The following is an 18,003-nucleotide window of genomic DNA, read 5'->3' as shown; positions in this document are numbered from 1 at the left end:
GGCGGCGACACCGAACCGTGCCCGGCCGCTTGACCCTTATTGAAGGGCGGGCCACATCCCCGCCATGTCTGTTCAGGCGCGCATCGTCACCGACGATGAGGCGGATATCCGTCTCGACCGTTGGTTTCGCCGTCACTTCCCGGGGCTCCAGCAAAGCCTGATCCAGAAACTGTGCCGCACCGGCCAGATCCGGATCGATGGCGCGCGGGCCGAGACCTCCACCCGCCTTGCCCCGGGCCAGTCCGTCCGCGTACCGCCCCTGCCGGAACCGGAGGCGCCGAAGCCCATCCTACGGGTCGACCCGAACGACGAGCGGGACCTGCGCAAGGCGATCCTGTACCAGGACGACCACATCATCGCCCTCAACAAGCCCTATGGCCTGCCGGTGCAGGGTGGTCCCGGCATCACTCGGCACCTGGATGGCATGCTGGACGCCCTGCGCTTCGGCAGCGAGCATCGGCCGCGCCTTGTGCATCGCCTCGATCGCGACACGACCGGCGTCCTGTTGCTGGCCCGCACCCCCGGCGTCGCCGGCAAGCTCGCTGCCTTGTTCCGGGGGCGCGACATCGAAAAGACCTATTGGGCGGTCGTCGCCGGCCGGCCGGTCCCGGTCGAGGGCCGCATCGACCTGCCACTGAAAAAGATCGGGGGAGGCCGGGGCGAGCGCATGGCGCCGGCCGATCGGGACGATCCCGACGGGCAGCGCGCCATCACCGATTATCGCACGCTCGACCACGCCGCCCGCAAGCTGGCCTGGCTGGAACTTCAGCCGCTGACCGGGCGCACCCATCAGCTCCGGGTCCATTGCGTCGCGCTGCGCGCGCCCATCCTGGGCGACGAGAAATACGAAGAGCCCGATCAGAACATGGCGTTCTCGGCGCTGGTCGAAGGGCTCTCAAGCGATCTTCACTTGCATGCGCGGCGGCTTGTGCTGCCTCATCCCGCGGGAGGCCATCTGGAGATCGAAGCCGATCTGCCGCCGCACATGGTCGCAACGTTCAAGACGCTGGGGTTCCATGCCCAGCAGGCTAAACCGACAGGAAGATTCCGTTGAACCGCACTTTCCGTTTCGTCCTGATCGGCATCGCTGCCCTCGTCGTCATCGCGGTGGCCGGCGTCGCGGCCGTGCTGCTGACCTTCGACCCGAACAAATACAAGCCCGACATCGAGGCAGCGGTGGCGCGCTCTACCGGCCGAACGCTGACGCTGAACGGCAAGATCGAGATGCAGGTCGGGCTGACCCCGACACTGCACGTCGCGGATGTCGCGTTCTCCAACCCGCCCGGTTTCTCACGCCCGCAGATGGCGACGCTGGGGGCGCTCGACTTGCAGATCGCCCTGTTGCCGCTGATCTCCGGGCAAATCCAGATCGACCGGCTGGTCCTGATCAAGCCGGACATCCTGTTGGAGACGAACGCTGCCGGCCAGCCGAACTGGACGATGACGCCCGCTTCCTCGGGGACTCCCGCCGGGAAGCCGACCGGCTCCTCGCCATCATCGGCGGGGCAGCGGAAGCCGACCCAGGTCAGCGTCAGCATGCTGTCGATTAGAGACGGGCAGGTCGGCCTGCGGGACGATCGGACCGGCAAGGTCACAACCGTGGCGGTGAAGACGCTGGACGCGCAGGCAGCCTCGCCGAATGCGCCGTTGCATGTGACGATGAACGGCAGTTACGGCGGCAAGGCATTCGATGTCGTCGCGGACACCGGTTCGCTGACCGCGCTGCAGACCGGCAGCAATGCGCCCTGGCCGGTCAAGCTGGCGCTGTCAACGCTGGGGGCGAAGATCGCCGCCGATGGTTCGGTGGGACTGACGACGCAGAATTATGACGGGACCGTATCGGGCACCGTGCCGGATCTGGCCGCGTTCGCGCCTTTCGTGCCGGCTGTCCCGTTGCCATCGGTGCACGACATCAGCTTCAATGCCAAGCTGACCGGCGGGCCAGGAAAACCGCCGGCGTTTTCGGTGCTGACCGCGCATGCTGGCGCGTCTGACCTGGGCGCCATGGCCCCGGGGCTGACGCTGTCGGCGCTGGACATCAAGGCGCCGTCGGCCGACCAGCCGATCCAGCTCAGTGCCCAGGGGTCGCGGGGCGGCGTCGGGTTTGCGCTTAACGGCACGCTGGGGACGCTCTCGGCGTTGCGGCCGGACGCGAAACCGGGGCCGTTCCCGGTCGACCTGACGGTGACCGGCGCGGGCGCCGCGGTCACCGTGAAAGGCACGATTGTCAATGTCGCGACCAAGCCGGCGGTCGACCTCGGCGTCACCGCCCAGATCCCCGACCTCGCCGCGCTGTCCGGCCTGGCGGGGCAGCCCCTGCCGCCGGTGAAACAGGTGGCGTTCAAGGCGAACGTGACCAATCCGAACGGTGGTATTCAGTTGAAGGGCCTCAGCCTGACCAGCCCGGACGCCGACCTGGCCGGCGACCTAGCGTTGGTCCTTGCGCCGCGACCGTCGCTGACGGCCAACCTGACCTCGAAGAACATCAATCTCGATGCGCTGAAAGTGGCCGCGAAACCGGCTTCTGCTGCGCCTGGCGGCCCCGCGTCGAAGCCGGCCCCTCCGGGAGGAGAGGTCAGGCATGATACGCGGATCTTCCCGGACACCCCGATCCCCTTCGACATGATGCGCAAGGCGGACGCTGACATCACGCTGGCGGTGGGGACGCTGCGCGCCGACGGCGCCGACACGAAATCCCTTTCGGTCCATGCAGTCCTGAAAGATGCGCGGCTGACCGTATCCCCTCTGTCCGCCGATCTGCCCGCCGGGCGCATGAGCGGGACCATTACTGCCGATGCCAGCAAGCCTACGCCGGCGGTCCATATCCAATTGCGCGCGCCGGGTCTGGCGCTGAAATCGTTGCTGGCGATGACCGGTGAGCCGCCGATGGCCTCCGGCAACCTGGAGGTCTACGCCGATCTGGGTGGAGAAGGCGGCTCTCCGCACGCCATTGCGTCCACGCTCGACGGCACGCTGGGCTTGGCCGTTGCCGGCGGCACGCTCGACAACCGCGCCATGGGTTCCGTTCTCGGCCGCGTGCTTGAAGCGGTCAACCTGCTTGATCTGGTCGGCAAGGGGGGCTCCAGCGAGTTGCGCTGCTTCGCCACCCGGGTCCGCGCCAATCATGGCATCGCCGCGATCGATCCGCTGGTGCTGAGCTCCTCGCTGCTGACCATGAGTGGATCGGGCAGCGCCAATCTGGGAGCCGAAACATTGGACCTGGGCCTGAAGCCGCAGGTGCGGGCCGCGGCGACGACGGTGGTCGTCCCGCTGAAGGTGACGGGTCCGATAAGGGGGCCGTCGGTGACCGTGGACAAGCTGGGGGCGGCGGAGTCGAATATCGGCACCATTGCCGGCGCGGTGGCTGGCAATGCCACGCCGCTGGGCATCGTCGGCGGGATGCTGGGTGTCGACAAGACGCTGGGCCTGACGAGCGGCGATATGTGCCCCTCGGCCCTGGCCGCAGCGCGCGGACAGGCGGCCCCGGCTCCGGCGAAAGAGCAGGCGCCGAGCAGCAAGCCGAACCTGGGGAATCCGGGCGCGATCCTGAAAGGGCTGTTCCGGTGAAGCGTTTCTGGGACCAAGCCAGTGCCGCCCCGGTCGAGGGAGGTTTTGAAATCCACCTGGACGGCAAGCCGATGCGCCTGCCCAGTTCCGTGCCTCTCTTGGTCCGGTCGGAGCGCTTGGCCCGAGCGATCGCCGCCGAATGGCAGGCGGCGGGCGGCGGCAAGGGCGGCGAGATGTCGTTCAGCGACACGCCTCTGACCCGTCTGGCCGGCACGGCGCAGGAACGGATCGCACCTGACCCGCATCCCACCGTCGACGCCATCGCCCGCTACGGCGAGAGCGACCTGCTGTGCTACCGAGCAGAAACGCCGGCCGAACTCGTGCGGCGGCAAACGGAGGGCTGGCAGCCCTGGCTCGACTGGATGGCAGCGACGCATGGGGCGCCGCTGCGCGTGACGGCGGGCGTCGGGTTCGTCCGGCAGCATCACGATACGGTCGCGGCGCTGCGGAACGTTGTCGCGGCCTACGACGCCGATGCGCTCGCGGGCCTCGGGGTCGCGGTGCCGGCGCTGGGTAGCCTGGTGCTGGGCCTGGCGCTGGCTGCGGGCATGCTGGACGCTGAAGCGGCGCACCGGCTGGCGAGTCTGGACGAGCTGTTCCAGATGGAACAATGGGGCGAGGATCCCGAAGCGGCGGCGCGACGGGCCAACATCCTGACGGAGATCAAACAGGCGGATCGCTATCTGGGCCTGGTTCGAGGCGACGCATGAGTGCCAAGCGGTTGATCATTTCCGGCCGGGTGCAGGGCATCGGCTATCGGGACTGGATGGTGATCAAGGCCCGCGGCCTGGGGCTGTCCGGCTGGGTACGAAACCGGCCCGACGGGTCGGTGGAGGCCCTGATCGCCGGCGATACCGCAGGCGTGGAGGAAATGTCCCGCCTGTGCCGCCGCGGCCCCAGGCTGGCCGAGGTCACGTCGATCGCCGAGGAACTATGCGACGCGCCGGAGGAGGAAGGTTTCTTCCGGCTGGGATGACGACCGCCCGGGCCGGTCGCGACGCGACCAATTCGTCAGGTCAGAAATCCAGATCGGCGTAATGCGCCGGCGGCGTCGTCCCCGGTACCCGGTCTGCCAGGATTCCCCGGAAGCTCGGCCTGGACTTCATCCGAGCGTACCAATCCTTCACCGCCGGTGAGATCGTCCAGTCGACCTCGCCGATGAAATCCAACGTCGACAGATGCGCGGCCGCGGCGAAATCGGCGACGGACAGGGCGTGGCCGGCCAGCCATTTGCGGGTCTCGGCCAGCCAGCCGAGATACTCCAGGTGATAGCGGAGCGCGGTGTAGCCGGTGCGGATCGCCGCGGGATCAGGGATGCCGCGGCCAGTCAGGCGGCGGAGGTATTTCTCGCCGTACAGGTTACTGGTCACCTCGGCGGCGAACTTGCCGTCGAACCAGGCGATCAGGCGCCGCACCTCGATCCGCTCAGCGATCGTGCGGCCCATCAGGCTGCTGTCGGCATAAGCCTCATCGAGATATTCGCAGATGACGGCTGAATCGGGGATGATCAGGCCGTTATCTTCCACCAGTGTGGGGACGGTGCCGGCCGGGTTCATTTCCAGGTACTCGGTCCGCCGTTCCCAGGTCTTTTCCACGCGCAACTCGTAGGGCAGGCGCTTTTCCGCCAGCACGAGGCGGACCTTGCGGGCATAGGGTGACAACGGCAGATGGTGCAGGACGCGCATCGGCGCGGACTAAAGCACCGCCGCCCGCGTCGCGCCAAGACGGTTTGTGTCACAATGCCTCGGAAAGTCCTGAATCTGAAACTTTCCGCGTTTCGTTCTCCTTAGGGCTGGCGGAGGCGGTTGACGGCGCGAGCCCCATCCTGGCGGGATTTGTCCAGGCTCCCAATCATCGTTGTTGAACCGTCGGTGACCGGGACAAGCCCGGCCGCGACGAGGGGCGCGCTCCCTCAATTCATGCGCCGAAGCCGGTTCAGCGCCTCGAACGGATTGTCCTCCTCCTCTTCGTCCAGCGCCGGAAGTTCCGCGCCGGGCATCCGGGGGTAGGGATCGAGCGCCAGGCCGAGCTGCTCCGCCGCGGCTTCGCCCAGGTCCACCACGCCATTGTCGAACGGGACCTCGTCATCATCCTCCAGGTCGAGCTCTTCCTTGATCTCGTCCTCCGGCACGAAGCGGATGGCGAACGTCTCCTCCACCGTGGCGTCGAAGTCCTCCAACGTCACGACGCAGGTCTGGGTCACCTCGGCCTTCAGCTGCCCCCGCGCCTGCACGCGGCGCAGGCCAAGCTGGGTGAGGTGGAAACTGCAGGTCAGGTGTTTGATGGCGGGGAGGTTCATCCGCTGCGCCAGCGCCGCGCATTCGGCGGGCGTGGCCGTGATGGCGATGTCCAGGCCGTTCGGCCCGACGCGATCGAAGGGCAGGGGACGATGGAGTTCGGGCTGGATCAATGCGCGGCCTCCTCGGCAGGTTGGAATTGCACGGTGCCGGCCATGAGCGCGGATGCCGGCTGGGCTCGCAAGGCTGTCTCCTGCATCTTCGCGAGCCGGACGAGCGCCGCCGCCGATCCGGCGGGCGGTTCGGCGCCGCGCCAGAAATTGCGGCCCAAGGCGGCCGCCAGGGCGGCTTCGTCGTTCCAGGCGCCGGCGTAAGCCGCCGACCGGCCGTGGAACGCCTCCCACATCTTCCGGTTCCTTTTTCCGACCGACATGTCGCCGACGCCCATCTCCCGCAGGTTGATGTCCATGTCGTGGAACATCGCGTCGAACACTGCCTGCGCCATGTCGGTCGCGGCGGGGCTTTCCTGGTTCAGCCGCCGGATCACCACGTAGACATGCAGGCAGATCGAGTCGAATCGGCCGTCCAGCGTGTCGGGCACGCCAAGCGTCGCGTAGAGATAGGGATCGCGCGCCGCCGCGACCGCCGACCCATAGAGCTGATAGGCCGCTCGCTCATGCTTGCCGCGCCTGCTGAACAAACCCGCCACCTTGATCCTCGTGATGCGCATTGACACGGCCGGGGCGGCCGTGACAGGCACGCGATAGATAGCACTCGCCGGCGATCCATCCAGCCGGTCATGATCGATACGCGGGGTTTCGTCGTCCCATGCCCACCACCCTACGCCATTTCCTGCTGGTTGCCTGCCTTATGCTGCCGGCCTGTTCCTGGCTCGCGCCGCCGCCGCAGGTGCGCGGCAACAAGGTCGATCCCGAGCAGCTCAAGGAACTGACGCCGGGGACGTCGACGAAGGCGGATGTGACCGCCGTGATCGGCTCGCCCACGGCGACAGCGACGTTCAACGACAACAAATGGCTCTATATCACGGAGCTGACCCAGCCGCGCATCGGCCGGACGCTGGGCGTGGTGGACCAGAACGTCGTGGAGCTGACCTTCGACGGCAAAGGCGTGCTGCAGCAGATCTCCGATCGCCCGGCCAAGGACGCGCTGCCGGTGTCGGTGATCGCACGCACCACGCCTTCGCCGGGAACCGAAGCATCGTTCTTGCAGCAGTTGCTGGGCAATATCGGCCGATTCGTGCCGGCCGGCACTGGCGGCGCCTCGACCACGGTTGGCGGCGGCGCGCCAGGGGCGCCGTGATCGGTCGGCGGGGAGTCGCTTTTTCCGCGCCAGGCTTGCCACACACCGACCGGTCGGGCAGGCTCCATCCATCCTCTGGGTGCGCCTGAACCACCGTGTCCTGGGCCGATTGGCGCGCCCGCCACCTTTGCGACAGGTCATTCAGATGGACGTCTCTCTTCCGACGACGCCGGCTGCCGAGGCGCTTGCCCTGCGGTACGGTCCCGATGCCGTCCCCGCCGCGGGGCCTTGGAACGAGCATATCGCATTGCTGCTGACGCACCGGTCGGTGCGCGGCTATCGCCCCGACGCACTGCCGGCGGGTACGCTGGAAACGCTGATCGCCGCGGCCCAGTCCGCCGCCACCAGCTCCAACCTGCAGACCTGGTCGGTGATTGCGGTGACCGATTCCGACAAGAAGGCGGCACTGGCGAAGCTGGCGAACAACCAGAAGCATATCGAGCAATGTCCGCTGTTCCTGATCTGGGTCGCCGACATCTCGCGCAACCAGCGCCTGGGTCAACAGGAAGGCGTGACGCTGGAGGTGATGCCGTATCTGGAGACGTTCCTGGTCGCCGCGATCGACGCCGCGCTGGCCGCGCAGAACGCCACCGTCGCAGCCGAGTCGCTGGGCCTGTCCTGCGTCTATATCGGCGCGCTGCGCAACCAGCCGCAGGAGGTCGCCAAGGTTGTGAACCTCCCTTCCGGCACGTTCGGCGTCTTCGGCATGTGCGTCGGCTATGCGACAGAGGCCGCGCTGGGTGAGGTCAAGCCCCGCCTGCCGCAGGAGGTCATCGTTCACCACGAAGCCTATCGGGTGCCTGACGACGAAGCGCAGCGCCGCTCGGCCTATGACGGGCTGATCGGTGGCTTCTCGGCGCGTAACGAGATGGCCACGGATACCTGGACCAAGCGGGTGATCGGCCGCATGGGCAAGCTGGCCGCGCTGTCAGGGCGCGACAAGCTGGTGGCGACGCTGCACGCGATGGGGTTCGAATTGAAATAGAGGCCGATGACGTCGTCGTAATCGGCGACGGGCACCTACACCAACAACGGGTCGGACTGCCGGTACCGTGCTTAACGTGGCGCGAACGCCGTTGAACCGCGTCGCAAAAACTTCAGGCATGGGCGGCGTGGTTGGGAAAATGCGTGGCCGGCTTCGGCTCTGCCCGCACGGTTCCCAGCATGTCTGGGCCCAGCTTGCTCTGCTGCCAGGACTCGTAGGCAAGCACGATCGCGAAGACCGTGAACATCCCGATGCACATCAGCAGGTAGAGCAGGTTGCCGGTGGACATGATACGCTCCGTTCGGTTGACGGAGTGATCGTGACCTGGATCAATGCGGTGCCGCATTGATCCAGGTCGAGCGGGGACGAACTTGAGCGTCCAGGCGCTGGATGGCCTGTTCATGTCGCGGTCGCAGCGTCGCCTTGACGCGGCGGCGCCCGCCATGCGGTCGCCCCGATCGCGATCACCTGAACCTTCTTTGACCCTGCCCCCCTTTCGCCTCAAACCGGGGTATGATGCCCCGCCGCCCCGATTCGCGGGGCGGATCACGGACACCCGGATGCGGAACCCGGAACCAGGATGATCGCCCAGCTCACCGGACGCGTGGAGGCTCTCGCCGACGGCACCTGCGTCATCGATGTGGGCGGGGTCGGCTACCTCGTGCAGGCCTCCTCGCGCACGCTGTCGGCCCTGCCCCCGCCGCCTGCCGCCGCGCGCGTGTTGATCGAGACGCATGTGCGGGAGGACGCGATCCTGCTCTACGGGTTCGCCGAGGCCGCCGAACGCGACTGGTTCCGCCTGCTGACCACCGTGCAGGGCGTCGGCGGCAAGGTCGCGCTGGGCCTGCTCTCGACCCTGTCGCCCGCCGACCTGATCGCCGCCATCGCCGCCGGCGACAAGGCCAGCCTGAGCCGAGCGCCGGGGGTCGGTCCGAGACTGGCGGCGCGAATGGTGACGGAGCTGAAGGACAAAACCGGCGCGATGCCCATCACCCCCGGCATCAGCTACACCCCGGTCCCGGCCGGCGGAATCGCCGAGGACGTGCTGTCCGCGCTGGTGAACCTGGGCTACCGCCGCGCCGAGGCCCAACCCATCGTCGACCGCGTGCTCGACCGTCTCGGCGCTGGCGCCGGCTTCGACGCCGTGATCCGTGACAGCCTGCGAGACCTCTCGCCTAACACCGGGGCATCGAGGGTCGGAGCATGAGCGACAACCGGCGGACCCTTTCGCCCGACCGGCTGGACGAGGACGTGGGCGAGGCGACGCTGCGGCCGCAGACCCTGGCCGACTTCACCGGCCAGAAAGCCAGCCGCGAGAACCTTGGCATCTTCATCCAGGCCGCGCGGGAACGGGGGGAAGCGTTGGATCACGTCCTGCTGCACGGCCCGCCGGGCCTGGGCAAGACCACGCTGGCGCAGATCGTGGCGCGGGAGTTGGGGGTCGGGTTCCGCGGCACCTCGGGCCCGATCATCGACAAGGCGGGCTCCCTGGCGGCGATCCTGACCAACCTGCAGCCGCGCGACGTGCTGTTCATCGACGAGATCCACCGCCTGCAGCCCGCGATCGAGGAAGTGCTGTACCCGGCGATGGAGGACTTCCAGCTCGACCTGATCATCGGCGAGGGGCCGTCCGCCCGCACGGTGAAGATCGACCTGCCGCCGTTCACCCTGGTCGGCGCCACCACCCGCGCCGGGCTGCTGGCGACGCCGCTGCGCGACCGTTTCGGCATCCCGCTGCGACTGGTGTTCTACACGCCGGAGGAGCTCCGGACGATCGTCGCCCGCGGCGCGCGACTGCTGGGGTTCGACCTGACCACCGACGGGGCGGCCGAGATCGCCCGCCGGTCCCGCGGCACGCCGCGGATCGCCACCCGCCTGCTGCGCCGGGTGCGCGACATCGCCGCCGTGCAGGGCCGCTTCCCGGTGGACAAGGCGGTAGCCGATGCGGCGCTGACGCGGCTGGAGGTCGATTCCCTCGGGCTGGACGCGATGGACCGGCGCTACCTGCGGCGCATCGCCGAACACCACAACGGCGGGCCGGTCGGGGTCGACACCCTGGCCGCCGCTTTGGCAGAGGCACGGGACACGCTGGAAGACGTGGTGGAGCCGTACCTGATCCAGGAAGGGCTGGTCCTGCGCACCAGCCGCGGCCGGGTGTTGGGGGAGCCGGGCTGGCGGCACCTCGACCTGAGACCGCCGCGGACCGTATTGCCGCTGCTGGATGCGCTCAGCGATGACGGTTCGTAAATGAACGGTCATGCAGCCTCCACCCATCGCTATCCGCTGCGCGTCTACTATGAAGACACGGACGCGGGCGGCGTGGTCTATCACGCCAACTACCTGCGCTATGCCGAACGCGCCCGCACCGAGGCCTTGCGTCACGCGGGGATCCCCCATGCGGAACTTGTTGCGAATCATGGACTGATGTTCATGGTGCATCGCGCCGAAATCGACTATGTGCGGCCGGCCATGCTCGACGACCTGCTTGTCGTCGAAACCGAATCCATGGACGTGGGTGGAGCAACAGTTGCGCTGCGGCAGACGGTGCGCGGACCGAACGGCATCTGCGCCAACCTGCGCATCAAGCTCGCCTGTGTGCGAATCGGAGGAAACAGGCCGGCCCGAATCCCGCCCCGGTGGCGGGAGGGGATGGCAGTCTTACGCGGCGCTGACGAGGCAGTTAGGGGTTAAGGCAAGTGGATCGCGCAGTCGATGCAGTGAATTTGGGAACGGCCGGGGGCGACCTGTCGCTCTGGGGCCTGTTCATGCAGGCCGATATCGTCGTCAAGCTGGTGATGCTGGGTCTTCTGGGTGCCAGCATTTGGGTCTGGACCATCGTATTCGAGAAATGGTCCTCGCTGCGCAGCGTCAACCGCGCCGCCGACGGGTTCGAGGACCGTTTCTGGTCCGGCGGCAGCCTGGATGATCTGTTCGATCGCGAGGGCAGCAACCCGAACCACCCCATGGCGGCGGTGTTCGCTGCGGCGATGGGCGAATGGCGCCGGTCGGTGCGGGTAGCCGGCGCCGACATCTCCCACACCAGCGTGCGGGAGCGGATCGATCGCGCCATCGCCGTGACGGTGCAGCGGGAGATGGACCGGCTGGAGCGCTGGATGGTGTTCCTGGCCAGCATCGGCGCCACCGCTCCGTTCATCGGCCTGTTCGGCACGGTTTGGGGTATCATGCACTCCTTCTCGGCGATCGCGGCGATGCACAACACCAACCTCGCGGTCGTGGCGCCCGGCATCGCCGAAGCGCTGTTCGCCACCGCGATCGGGCTGGTGGCGGCGATCCCCGCCGTGCTCGCCTACAACCAGATCAGCACCTCGCTGACCCGCTTCGCCTCTCGGCTGGAGAATTTCGGCAGCGAATTCGGCGCCATCCTGTCGCGCCAGAGCGAGGAGCGGGCCGCGTGACCCGGTCCGGACGGTACGCTGGGGAGAGCTAGGTCATGGCCTTTTCCATGAACACCAAGGCCGGGCGCGGGCGCTACCGTCCCTTGGCCGAGATCAACGTCACCCCGCTGGTCGACGTCATGCTGGTGTTGCTGATCATCTTCATGGTCACCGCGCCGCTGATGACCTCGGGCGTCTCGGTCGACCTGCCGAAGACCAGCGCCCAGCCGCTGAACTCGGACAGTGAGCCGCTGACGGTGTCGATCAAGGCGGACGGCACGATCTTCCTGCAGGACCAGCAGATCGACTTGAGCGACCTGGTCGCGAAGCTGCAGGCGATTGCCCAGAACAATCCGGAGCGGCGGATTTTCGTCCGCGGCGACAAGGACCTGGCCTATGGCCGGATCATGGAGGTGATGGGCACGATCACCCAAGGCGGCTTCACCAAGGTGGCGCTGCTGGCCGACGCCCCGCCGGTGACGCCCGCCGGGTCGGGTGGGGCCGCGTCTGCGGGGGGAGCGTCATCCAGCGGCTCCGCCACGTCGACGTCAGGGACGAAGAAGTAGGACGCGGCCGTGATGACCTCGTCGCTCGGATCTCCCGTTTCCCGATCATTGTCCGAAGGGCGTCAGGACCATGGCTGTGCGCGATCCTTTCTCCGTCACGGCCGGGCTCGTCCCCGCACTCCGCGTTTCCGCGGCGATGCGTGGGTGGCCGGGACCGGGCCGGCCCTGGCGGGATGGGACGCACTGCCGGATCAGGACAGGTTGAGCCGTCCCGCCCTGACGGAGCGATGACCGCCCGTGCTGCAGCGATCCTCCTATGACGACGAACTCGACCGGCACGCCCGCCGGATCCCCCGTCGGATTCGGCGCGGCCTGGCGATCTCGGTCGGCGCGCATATCGCGGTCTTGGCGATCCTGCTGCTTGGGCTGCCCCGCCTGACGCCGCCTGAGCCGCCACCCGAGACCAGTGTCGACATGGTGTTCCAGGGGACTGCCAAGTCCTCGATGCAGGCGCCCACGCCTGCCCCGGTCCCTGCGCCGTCGACGGAGCAGGCGCCGCCCGCGCCGCCGGTGACCACGCCGCCCAAGCCACAGCCCGAGGAAGCGCCGCCGCCTCCGCCGCCCCCTCCGCCTCCGCCGCCGCCACCCGCGCAGGCGCCGACGCCGCCGGCCCCCACGCCGCCGACGCCGACCCCGCCACCTGAGCCAAGCCCGGAACCGGCGCCGAAACTGCCGCCTCCGCCGCCCTCGCCACCGACCCCGCCACAGCCGACCCCGCCGAAGGAGCAGCCGCCATTGCCGCTGCCGCCGCCGCCGGTGCCTCCGCCGCCCTCGCCGCCCAGCGTGACGCAGCAGCCGAACGTGACGAAGAACCCGGCGCCGAACAGCCAGTCGCTGGAGAACACGCTGGAGAAGCTGCGCCAGCTCGTGCAGCAGACCCAGCCGCCGAAGGCGCGCGCCAATCCGAAGGCGGGCGGCGCGCCGAACGGCGGCGGCAACCCGCTGGGCAATGACACCGCGGCACTGAGTGCGGCGCAGCGCGGTGCGATCGGTGATCACGTCCGCGAGTGCTGGACGAAGGACGCCGGCGCGCTGGATATCGACAAGATGCGGGTCACGCTCACCGTCACTACAGACGCCAGCGGGACGGTCCGTGAGGCGAAGGTGTCCGGCGATGACGTCGGCCATCTTGGCGATCCGCGCTTCCGTGCGTTCGCGGAACGCGCAGTCCGTGCGGTGATGGACGCCCGCTGCGCCAACCTGCCGCTGCCCAACACGCTGCTGGGCAAGATCAACGTGCTGACGTTCCGGTTCTCACCATGACGGCCGAGGTGCGACAGGGCCGTCAAAACCGCGCGATATCGTAACGGACTCGTTGCGTCTCAAGCGATGAAAGTGGAAGACAACGTCATGAACAAGATACTGAATCCCACCCGCCGCTCCCTGTTGGCTGGCGCCGCCGGGCTTTTGACCCCCTTGCCGGTGATGGCGCAGGCCCTGTCGGGCCAGCAGCCTTCCGGGGGCGGTGGCGGCGGTGGCGGTCAATCGGCCGTGATCGACGTCGACCACGCCCGGGCAGCGCCCATTCCGATCGCGATCCCGGACCTGAACGGCGGCGACGGCAGCGCCGGCCAGATGGGGCAGAACATCGCTGGTGTCATCAGCAACGACCTGGCGAACTGCGGGCTGTTCCGGCTGATTGACCCGTCGGCGTTCATCCAGGCGAAGATACCCCCCAACGGCACGCCGAACTTCGCCAACTGGAAGCCGACCGGGGCGCAGGCGCTGGTGACGGGGGGCGTTTCCACGGTCGGCGGCGGCCAGTTGCGCGTCGAGTTCCGCCTGTGGGACGTCCTGCCGCAGCGCCAGATCCAGGGCACCGCGTACACCACCACCCAGGCCAACTGGCGCCGCATCGCCCATATCATCGCCGACGTGATCTACGAACGGCTGCTGGGCGAGAAGGGCTATTTCGACACGCGCATCGTCTACATCTCGGCCACCGGTCCGCGCGATCGGCGTACCAAGCGGCTGGCGATCATGGACCAGGACAGCGAGAACAACCGGATCCTGACGGACGGGTCCTGGCTGGTCCTGACGCCGCGCTTTCATCCGACCAAGGATGAGATCGCGTTCATGAGCTATGCCAACAATCGTCCGCGGGTTTACTTGTTCGATTTGCAGACCGGCCGGCAAAGCGTCCTGGGCGACTTCGCGGGGATGACGTTCGCGCCGCGCTTCTCGCCGGACGGCAGCAGCGTCATCATGTCCGTTGCGGATGGCGGCGGCTCCGACATCGTGACGGTCGACTTGGCAAGCCGAGCCTCGCGACGCCTGACGAACTCGGGGTCGATTGATGTCAGCCCGTGCTACAGCCCCGATGGTTCGCAGATCACATTCGCGTCGGACCGAGGCGGCGACCAGCAGATCTATGTCATGGGGGCCGGCGGCGGGGGGGCGCAGCGCATCAGCTTCGGCAATGGCCATTACGCGACGCCGGTCTGGTCCCCGCGCGGCGACCTGATCGCCTTCACCCGGTACGCCGGCGATACGTCCAATTTCGCGATCGGCGTCATGCATCCCGACGGGTCCGGCGAGCGCATCCTGGCCGAGGGTTGGGACGTCGAAGGGCCGACCTTCTGTCCCAATGGTCGCGTGCTGATGTTCTGGCACCAGGAACGGGGCGGCTCATCGCGGCTGGAAACCGTGGATATTACCGGGTTCAACGATCGTCCGGTGCGCACGCCCACTGACGCGACCGATCCGGCCTGGTCACCCCTGGGAGCTTGACGGGGAGGACAACCTGCCAGGCATGACTTTACCGGGCGTAAGTCCAGATGGGCCCGCATAGTGCGGGGATGCGAACATAGTGTGACATCGAGTAACGGTTATTGTGGTTTTAAAGCAACAGGCAAGGCATGTCGTAGACGCGGAGCGAGGGGAACTTGACCACCTCGCTCATGTCACGTTAATCGCTCACATGGACGGAACGGATTGCCGTTTTGCCTGCGCTGGTAACGCCTGCGTATTGGACAGCACCCATCCAGGGGACGAAGATAAGATGAACACAAAGATCCTCGGCGCTTTCGCCGCCGTCGCCCTGTTGGCGGCGTGCTCCCCCAAGCCGCCGCCGGCCCCGGCCGCGCCGGCGACGCCGGTCAGCACGATCGTCCCGGGCAGCGAGGAAGATCTGGTCGCCAATGTCGGTGATCGCGTCTTCTACGACTTCAACAAGTCCAACCTCCGTCCGGATGCGCGGGCGACGCTCGACAAGCAGGCCGCGTGGCTCGCCAAGTACAGCAGCGTGAACGTGCAGATCGCCGGTAACTGCGACGATCGCGGCACCGAAGAATACAACCTCGCGCTCGGCCAGCGCCGCGCGAATGCGGCCGCGTCCTACCTGAAGGCCAAGGGCGTCGCCGCGGCGCGGATGTCCACGATCAGCTACGGCAAGGATCGTCCGACCGCGCAGGGCGACAACGAGCAGGCCTGGGCCCAGAACCGCAACGCGATCACCTCGGTCCGCTGATACCAGCCGCTGTCCGGCTTCCGGCCGGCCAGCGATGGGTTCCATGAATGGCCGGCATCCGGGTGCACGACGCCAGGTTGCCGCCATCATGCGTTTTCAGCCATGCTGCGCCGGCGGCACGCGGCGCCTGGAGACGTGCCGGATGGGCCGCACTCGCAACGTCGAGCATCCAGAGGCTCCGTTGCGAAATTCGACCCCTCAACACCTCGTTTCGTCTCTGACGATACTCAATAGTCGTTCCATAGGTCGTTTTGTTGGAAACCGGATTGGCTGGTTTGACGCCGGGTGGCCTTGAACCTGATGCTTGATCGCGTCCGATTGTGGATCGCGACCAAAGCCATAGGGGGCTCGCGCTATTCCCGAGGCGGCCCCTTGGCGGCGGCAAATGGGTCGTTCGAAAAATTCCTTGATATCCTGGTAAAAATACCTATAATCCCAGGGATATTTTAGGATCACATACCGTGCAAGCCATCGACCTTCCCGCCGCTTTCCTCCGGAGCATCCTCCACCACATCGCCGCCCTCCTGCTGCAAGGCGCGGGCGGCGACCAGGACGAAGCCTGGAAGGCCGCCCAGGATCTTGTCGCCGGGAACGATCCGCGCACCGACGCCGAACTCCGCCTCGTCGCTCGGATCATGATGTTCACGCTTCAGGCAGGGGAGGCGCTGGCCCAAGCCGCGCAACCGGACATGCCCTTGAACCGCATACTGCGTCTGCGCAGTGGCGCCGTCGCGCTGTCTCGCGAGGCCGACAAGGCCGAACGGGCGCTGGAAAAGCTGCGTGCCGCCCGCGACGCTGTCCAGCCCGTCCAGCCTAAAGCCCAAATCGAGGCCCCGACGCAGACCTTGGCATCGGGCCAAGTCCCACAAGTGCCTGAACCACCGCCCTCCATCGAGAAAGTCGGTGCCCTTGTCGCGGAAAACCGCACGGTCGCTGCCTATGCCAAGGCGCACGGAATCAGTTTCTCCGAGGCCCTGCGCCGTCGCGAGCGTGACAAGCGTGTCGCCGAACGGGAACGCCGGAAGGTCGCGCAAGCCCTGGCCGCCGCATACGCACCTGCCTCCACCTGATGGCAAGCCCTGTTGATCGTGGCTCTCAAGGTCGGGCCTGGGCCGAGCGGCTACGCCGTTAGCCACCCGGTTTCTCGCGGCGTTGTCAGCCGCCGGTCACTGCCGCGATGTACTGGGTGACCGAGCGGGCCATCACCTGCTTGGCGTTCGCCGGGATCACCCGTTCCCACCATCCGCCATAGATCGTTTCAAACGACCATGGCGCCAGCGTATCGGCGATCCGTTGCACAGGCGGCGCCGGCAGCGGGATCAGGTTCGGGTAGCTGTGCATGAAGGTCAGCCCCTTGTCTGGCCTGACCTGCAGCGTATCGCCCGTCAGCAGCGCGCCCTTTCCCTGAGCGCCGGCGGCCCAGTGCAGCACCGAGCTGCCGGGGAAATGGCCGCCGCAGCGGATGACGGTGACGCCTGGGGAAAGTTCCAGCGTGTCGCCGTCCCAGAAGTTCACTGCCGGATCCTGCCGCGTGACGTAATCACGGTCCAAGGCGTGGACGTGGATCGGGCAGTTCCCGAAGGCGCGGCTCCATTCCACTGCGGTCGCGAAGAAATGCGGGTGCGACAGCGCGATGCCGGCAAGGCCGCCGAGTGCGCTCACGATCGCGATAGTGGCGTCATCCAGGAAGCTGATGCAGTCCCACAGGACATTGCCCGCGGCCGTGCGCAGCAGCAGCGCACGCTGGCCGATGGCGAAGCTGGGAAAGGTGCCGATCCCCGTCAGCCCCGGCTCAATCTGGCGGAATGCGTTGAAATAGCTGCGCCGCATTGCCGGCAGCGTCGTCCACGCCTGTCCCGCCGGGTTCACGTATTGGCGGGTGTCCTGACAGATCAAGCAGCCGGCGGGCGGCGCCTCGGTGGCGGGATACTGGCAGCCGCAGGTGGTGCAGATGAACGCTGGCATGCCTGTCTCTCCCGATCGGTGACCGCGCCATTGGAGAGGGTTGGCCGGACCGTTTCAAGAGGGCCGCCCATAGAGGGGCGGCCCAGGGAAATAGCTGCCGGCTTAGAATAATGCGTCGATCGATGCCGGGTCGACCGCGTCGATCGATGCCGGCTGCCAGTTGGGCTTGCGGTCCTTGTCAACCACCATCGCGCGGACACCCTCGACGAAGTCCGGATGCGCCATGGTGGTCTTGGTCAGCGCGAACTCGGCATCCAGTGCGTCCTTCAGCGTCAGGTCACGGCCACGACGCAGCGCCTTCAGCGTCCAGAACAGGGCGGAGGGCGAAACGTGATTGAGCGCGTCCAGGGCCTCCCGCGCCCAATCCCCGTCAGTCGCCTGCAGGCGGGCGACGATCTCGGGGACCGTCGTGGCGGAGAAGCAATGATCGATGCCGGCGCGGCGTTCGGTCAGCGGGCTGGCGGGCAGCGCCTCGTTGAAGGCCGCGAGGGCGGAGAGG

At 67.5% G+C, this 18,003-nt stretch carries 21 protein-coding genes; 15 read left to right on the top strand and 6 right to left on the bottom strand.

All coding sequences use genetic code 11. From position 1 onward, the window contains the following. Window positions 1-64 precede the first annotated feature (64 nt). The 4 genes from VHB27_RS10420 to VHB27_RS10405 are packed head-to-tail and all read left to right on the top strand — an operon-like array spanning window position 65 to window position 4,543. Window positions 65-1,054 carry an RluA family pseudouridine synthase gene (locus VHB27_RS10420; RefSeq protein ID WP_325600001.1) on the top strand — a complete coding sequence of 330 codons (990 nt, stop codon included), beginning with the start codon at window positions 65-67 and terminating at the stop codon, window positions 1,052-1,054. Beyond that, window positions 1,051-3,567 carry an AsmA family protein gene (locus VHB27_RS10415; protein ID WP_325599999.1) on the top strand — a complete coding sequence of 839 codons (2,517 nt, stop codon included), beginning with the start codon at window positions 1,051-1,053 and terminating at the stop codon, window positions 3,565-3,567. The genes VHB27_RS10420 and VHB27_RS10415 overlap by 4 nt, the downstream gene beginning before the upstream one ends. After that, window positions 3,564-4,277 (top strand): ATP12 family chaperone protein, encoded by a 714-nt coding sequence (locus VHB27_RS10410; protein WP_325599997.1) that lies wholly within the window; start codon window positions 3,564-3,566, stop codon window positions 4,275-4,277. The genes VHB27_RS10415 and VHB27_RS10410 overlap by 4 nt, the downstream gene beginning before the upstream one ends. Then, entirely contained in the window at window positions 4,274-4,543 is a 270-nt protein-coding gene (locus tag VHB27_RS10405; RefSeq protein WP_325599995.1) for an acylphosphatase, read from the top strand. Before VHB27_RS10410 ends, VHB27_RS10405 begins: the two co-directional genes overlap by 4 nt. Before the next feature lie 40 nt (window positions 4,544-4,583). Here VHB27_RS10405 and VHB27_RS10400 read toward each other — a convergent pair whose 3' ends face one another. From VHB27_RS10400 to VHB27_RS10390, 3 genes are all read right to left on the bottom strand, one after another. Next, complete coding sequence (locus tag VHB27_RS10400) at window positions 4,584-5,252, bottom strand: glutathione S-transferase family protein (RefSeq protein ID WP_325599993.1); 669 nt, start codon at window positions 5,250-5,252, stop codon at window positions 4,584-4,586. A gap of 227 nt (window positions 5,253-5,479) precedes the next feature. Next, window positions 5,480-5,977 carry a YceD family protein gene (locus VHB27_RS10395; protein WP_325599991.1) on the bottom strand — a complete coding sequence of 166 codons (498 nt, stop codon included), beginning with the start codon at window positions 5,975-5,977 and terminating at the stop codon, window positions 5,480-5,482. Continuing rightward, on the bottom strand, window positions 5,974-6,534 hold the full coding sequence (locus VHB27_RS10390) for a ubiquinol-cytochrome C chaperone family protein (protein ID WP_325599989.1): 561 nt from the start codon (window positions 6,532-6,534) through the stop codon (window positions 5,974-5,976). Before VHB27_RS10390 ends, VHB27_RS10395 begins: the two co-directional genes overlap by 4 nt. A 98-nt stretch (window positions 6,535-6,632) precedes the next feature. On the opposite strand from VHB27_RS10390, the gene VHB27_RS10385 reads away from it, so the two are divergent. Both VHB27_RS10385 and VHB27_RS10380 read left to right on the top strand, forming a co-directional pair. Further along, window positions 6,633-7,124 carry an outer membrane protein assembly factor BamE gene (locus VHB27_RS10385; RefSeq protein ID WP_325599987.1) on the top strand — a complete coding sequence of 164 codons (492 nt, stop codon included), beginning with the start codon at window positions 6,633-6,635 and terminating at the stop codon, window positions 7,122-7,124. A gap of 145 nt (window positions 7,125-7,269) precedes the next feature. Beyond that, on the top strand, window positions 7,270-8,109 hold the full coding sequence (locus VHB27_RS10380; protein WP_325599985.1) for a nitroreductase family protein: 840 nt from the start codon (window positions 7,270-7,272) through the stop codon (window positions 8,107-8,109). A gap of 112 nt (window positions 8,110-8,221) precedes the next feature. On the opposite strand, the gene VHB27_RS10375 is transcribed toward VHB27_RS10380, so the two are convergent. Then, the gene (locus VHB27_RS10375; protein WP_325599983.1) at window positions 8,222-8,398 is read right to left on the bottom strand and encodes a hypothetical protein; all 177 of its coding nucleotides are present in this window, start codon (window positions 8,396-8,398) and stop codon (window positions 8,222-8,224) included. Window positions 8,399-8,689: 291 nt separating this feature from the next. Between VHB27_RS10375 and ruvA the strand changes: the two genes are divergently transcribed. From ruvA to VHB27_RS10330, 9 genes are all read left to right on the top strand, one after another. Next, entirely contained in the window at window positions 8,690-9,316 is a 627-nt protein-coding gene (ruvA, locus tag VHB27_RS10370; RefSeq protein ID WP_325599981.1) for a Holliday junction branch migration protein RuvA, read from the top strand. Beyond that, window positions 9,313-10,356, top strand: a complete 1,044-nt coding sequence (gene ruvB, locus VHB27_RS10365) for a Holliday junction branch migration DNA helicase RuvB (protein WP_325599979.1) — start codon at window positions 9,313-9,315, stop codon at window positions 10,354-10,356. Before ruvA ends, ruvB begins: the two co-directional genes overlap by 4 nt. Continuing rightward, on the top strand, window positions 10,357-10,800 hold the full coding sequence (gene ybgC / locus VHB27_RS10360; protein ID WP_325599977.1) for a tol-pal system-associated acyl-CoA thioesterase: 444 nt from the start codon (window positions 10,357-10,359) through the stop codon (window positions 10,798-10,800). 5 nt (window positions 10,801-10,805) lie between these two features. After that, complete coding sequence (gene tolQ / locus VHB27_RS10355; RefSeq protein ID WP_325599975.1) at window positions 10,806-11,525, top strand: protein TolQ; 720 nt, start codon at window positions 10,806-10,808, stop codon at window positions 11,523-11,525. A 35-nt stretch (window positions 11,526-11,560) separates the two neighbouring features. Continuing rightward, on the top strand, window positions 11,561-12,070 hold the full coding sequence (gene tolR, locus VHB27_RS10350; RefSeq protein ID WP_325599973.1) for a protein TolR: 510 nt from the start codon (window positions 11,561-11,563) through the stop codon (window positions 12,068-12,070). Window positions 12,071-12,307: 237 nt separating this feature from the next. Then, window positions 12,308-13,333, top strand: a complete 1,026-nt coding sequence (locus tag VHB27_RS10345) for a cell envelope integrity protein TolA (RefSeq protein ID WP_325599971.1) — start codon at window positions 12,308-12,310, stop codon at window positions 13,331-13,333. An 87-nt stretch (window positions 13,334-13,420) separates the two neighbouring features. Next, on the top strand, window positions 13,421-14,800 hold the full coding sequence (tolB, locus tag VHB27_RS10340) for a Tol-Pal system beta propeller repeat protein TolB (protein ID WP_325599969.1): 1,380 nt from the start codon (window positions 13,421-13,423) through the stop codon (window positions 14,798-14,800). 271 nt (window positions 14,801-15,071) lie between these two features. Next, window positions 15,072-15,539, top strand: a complete 468-nt coding sequence (pal, locus tag VHB27_RS10335; RefSeq protein WP_325599966.1) for a peptidoglycan-associated lipoprotein Pal — start codon at window positions 15,072-15,074, stop codon at window positions 15,537-15,539. A 461-nt stretch (window positions 15,540-16,000) separates the two neighbouring features. Next, window positions 16,001-16,609 carry a hypothetical protein gene (locus VHB27_RS10330; protein ID WP_325599964.1) on the top strand — a complete coding sequence of 203 codons (609 nt, stop codon included), beginning with the start codon at window positions 16,001-16,003 and terminating at the stop codon, window positions 16,607-16,609. A gap of 85 nt (window positions 16,610-16,694) precedes the next feature. On the opposite strand, the gene VHB27_RS10325 is transcribed toward VHB27_RS10330, so the two are convergent. After that, complete coding sequence (locus VHB27_RS10325; protein ID WP_325599962.1) at window positions 16,695-17,504, bottom strand: MBL fold metallo-hydrolase; 810 nt, start codon at window positions 17,502-17,504, stop codon at window positions 16,695-16,697. A gap of 102 nt (window positions 17,505-17,606) precedes the next feature. Further along, window positions 17,607-18,003: enoyl-CoA hydratase/isomerase family protein (locus VHB27_RS10320; RefSeq protein ID WP_325599960.1), on the bottom strand; the 397-nt coding region annotated here is incomplete at its 5' end.

It is taken from the genome of Rhodopila sp. (assembly GCF_035548235.1).
In the GTDB taxonomy this organism is placed as follows: Bacteria; Pseudomonadota; Alphaproteobacteria; order Acetobacterales; family Acetobacteraceae; genus Rhodopila.
The sequence above is the reverse complement of the archived record's forward strand: the minus strand, read 5'-3'. Positions and strand labels throughout refer to the sequence as shown.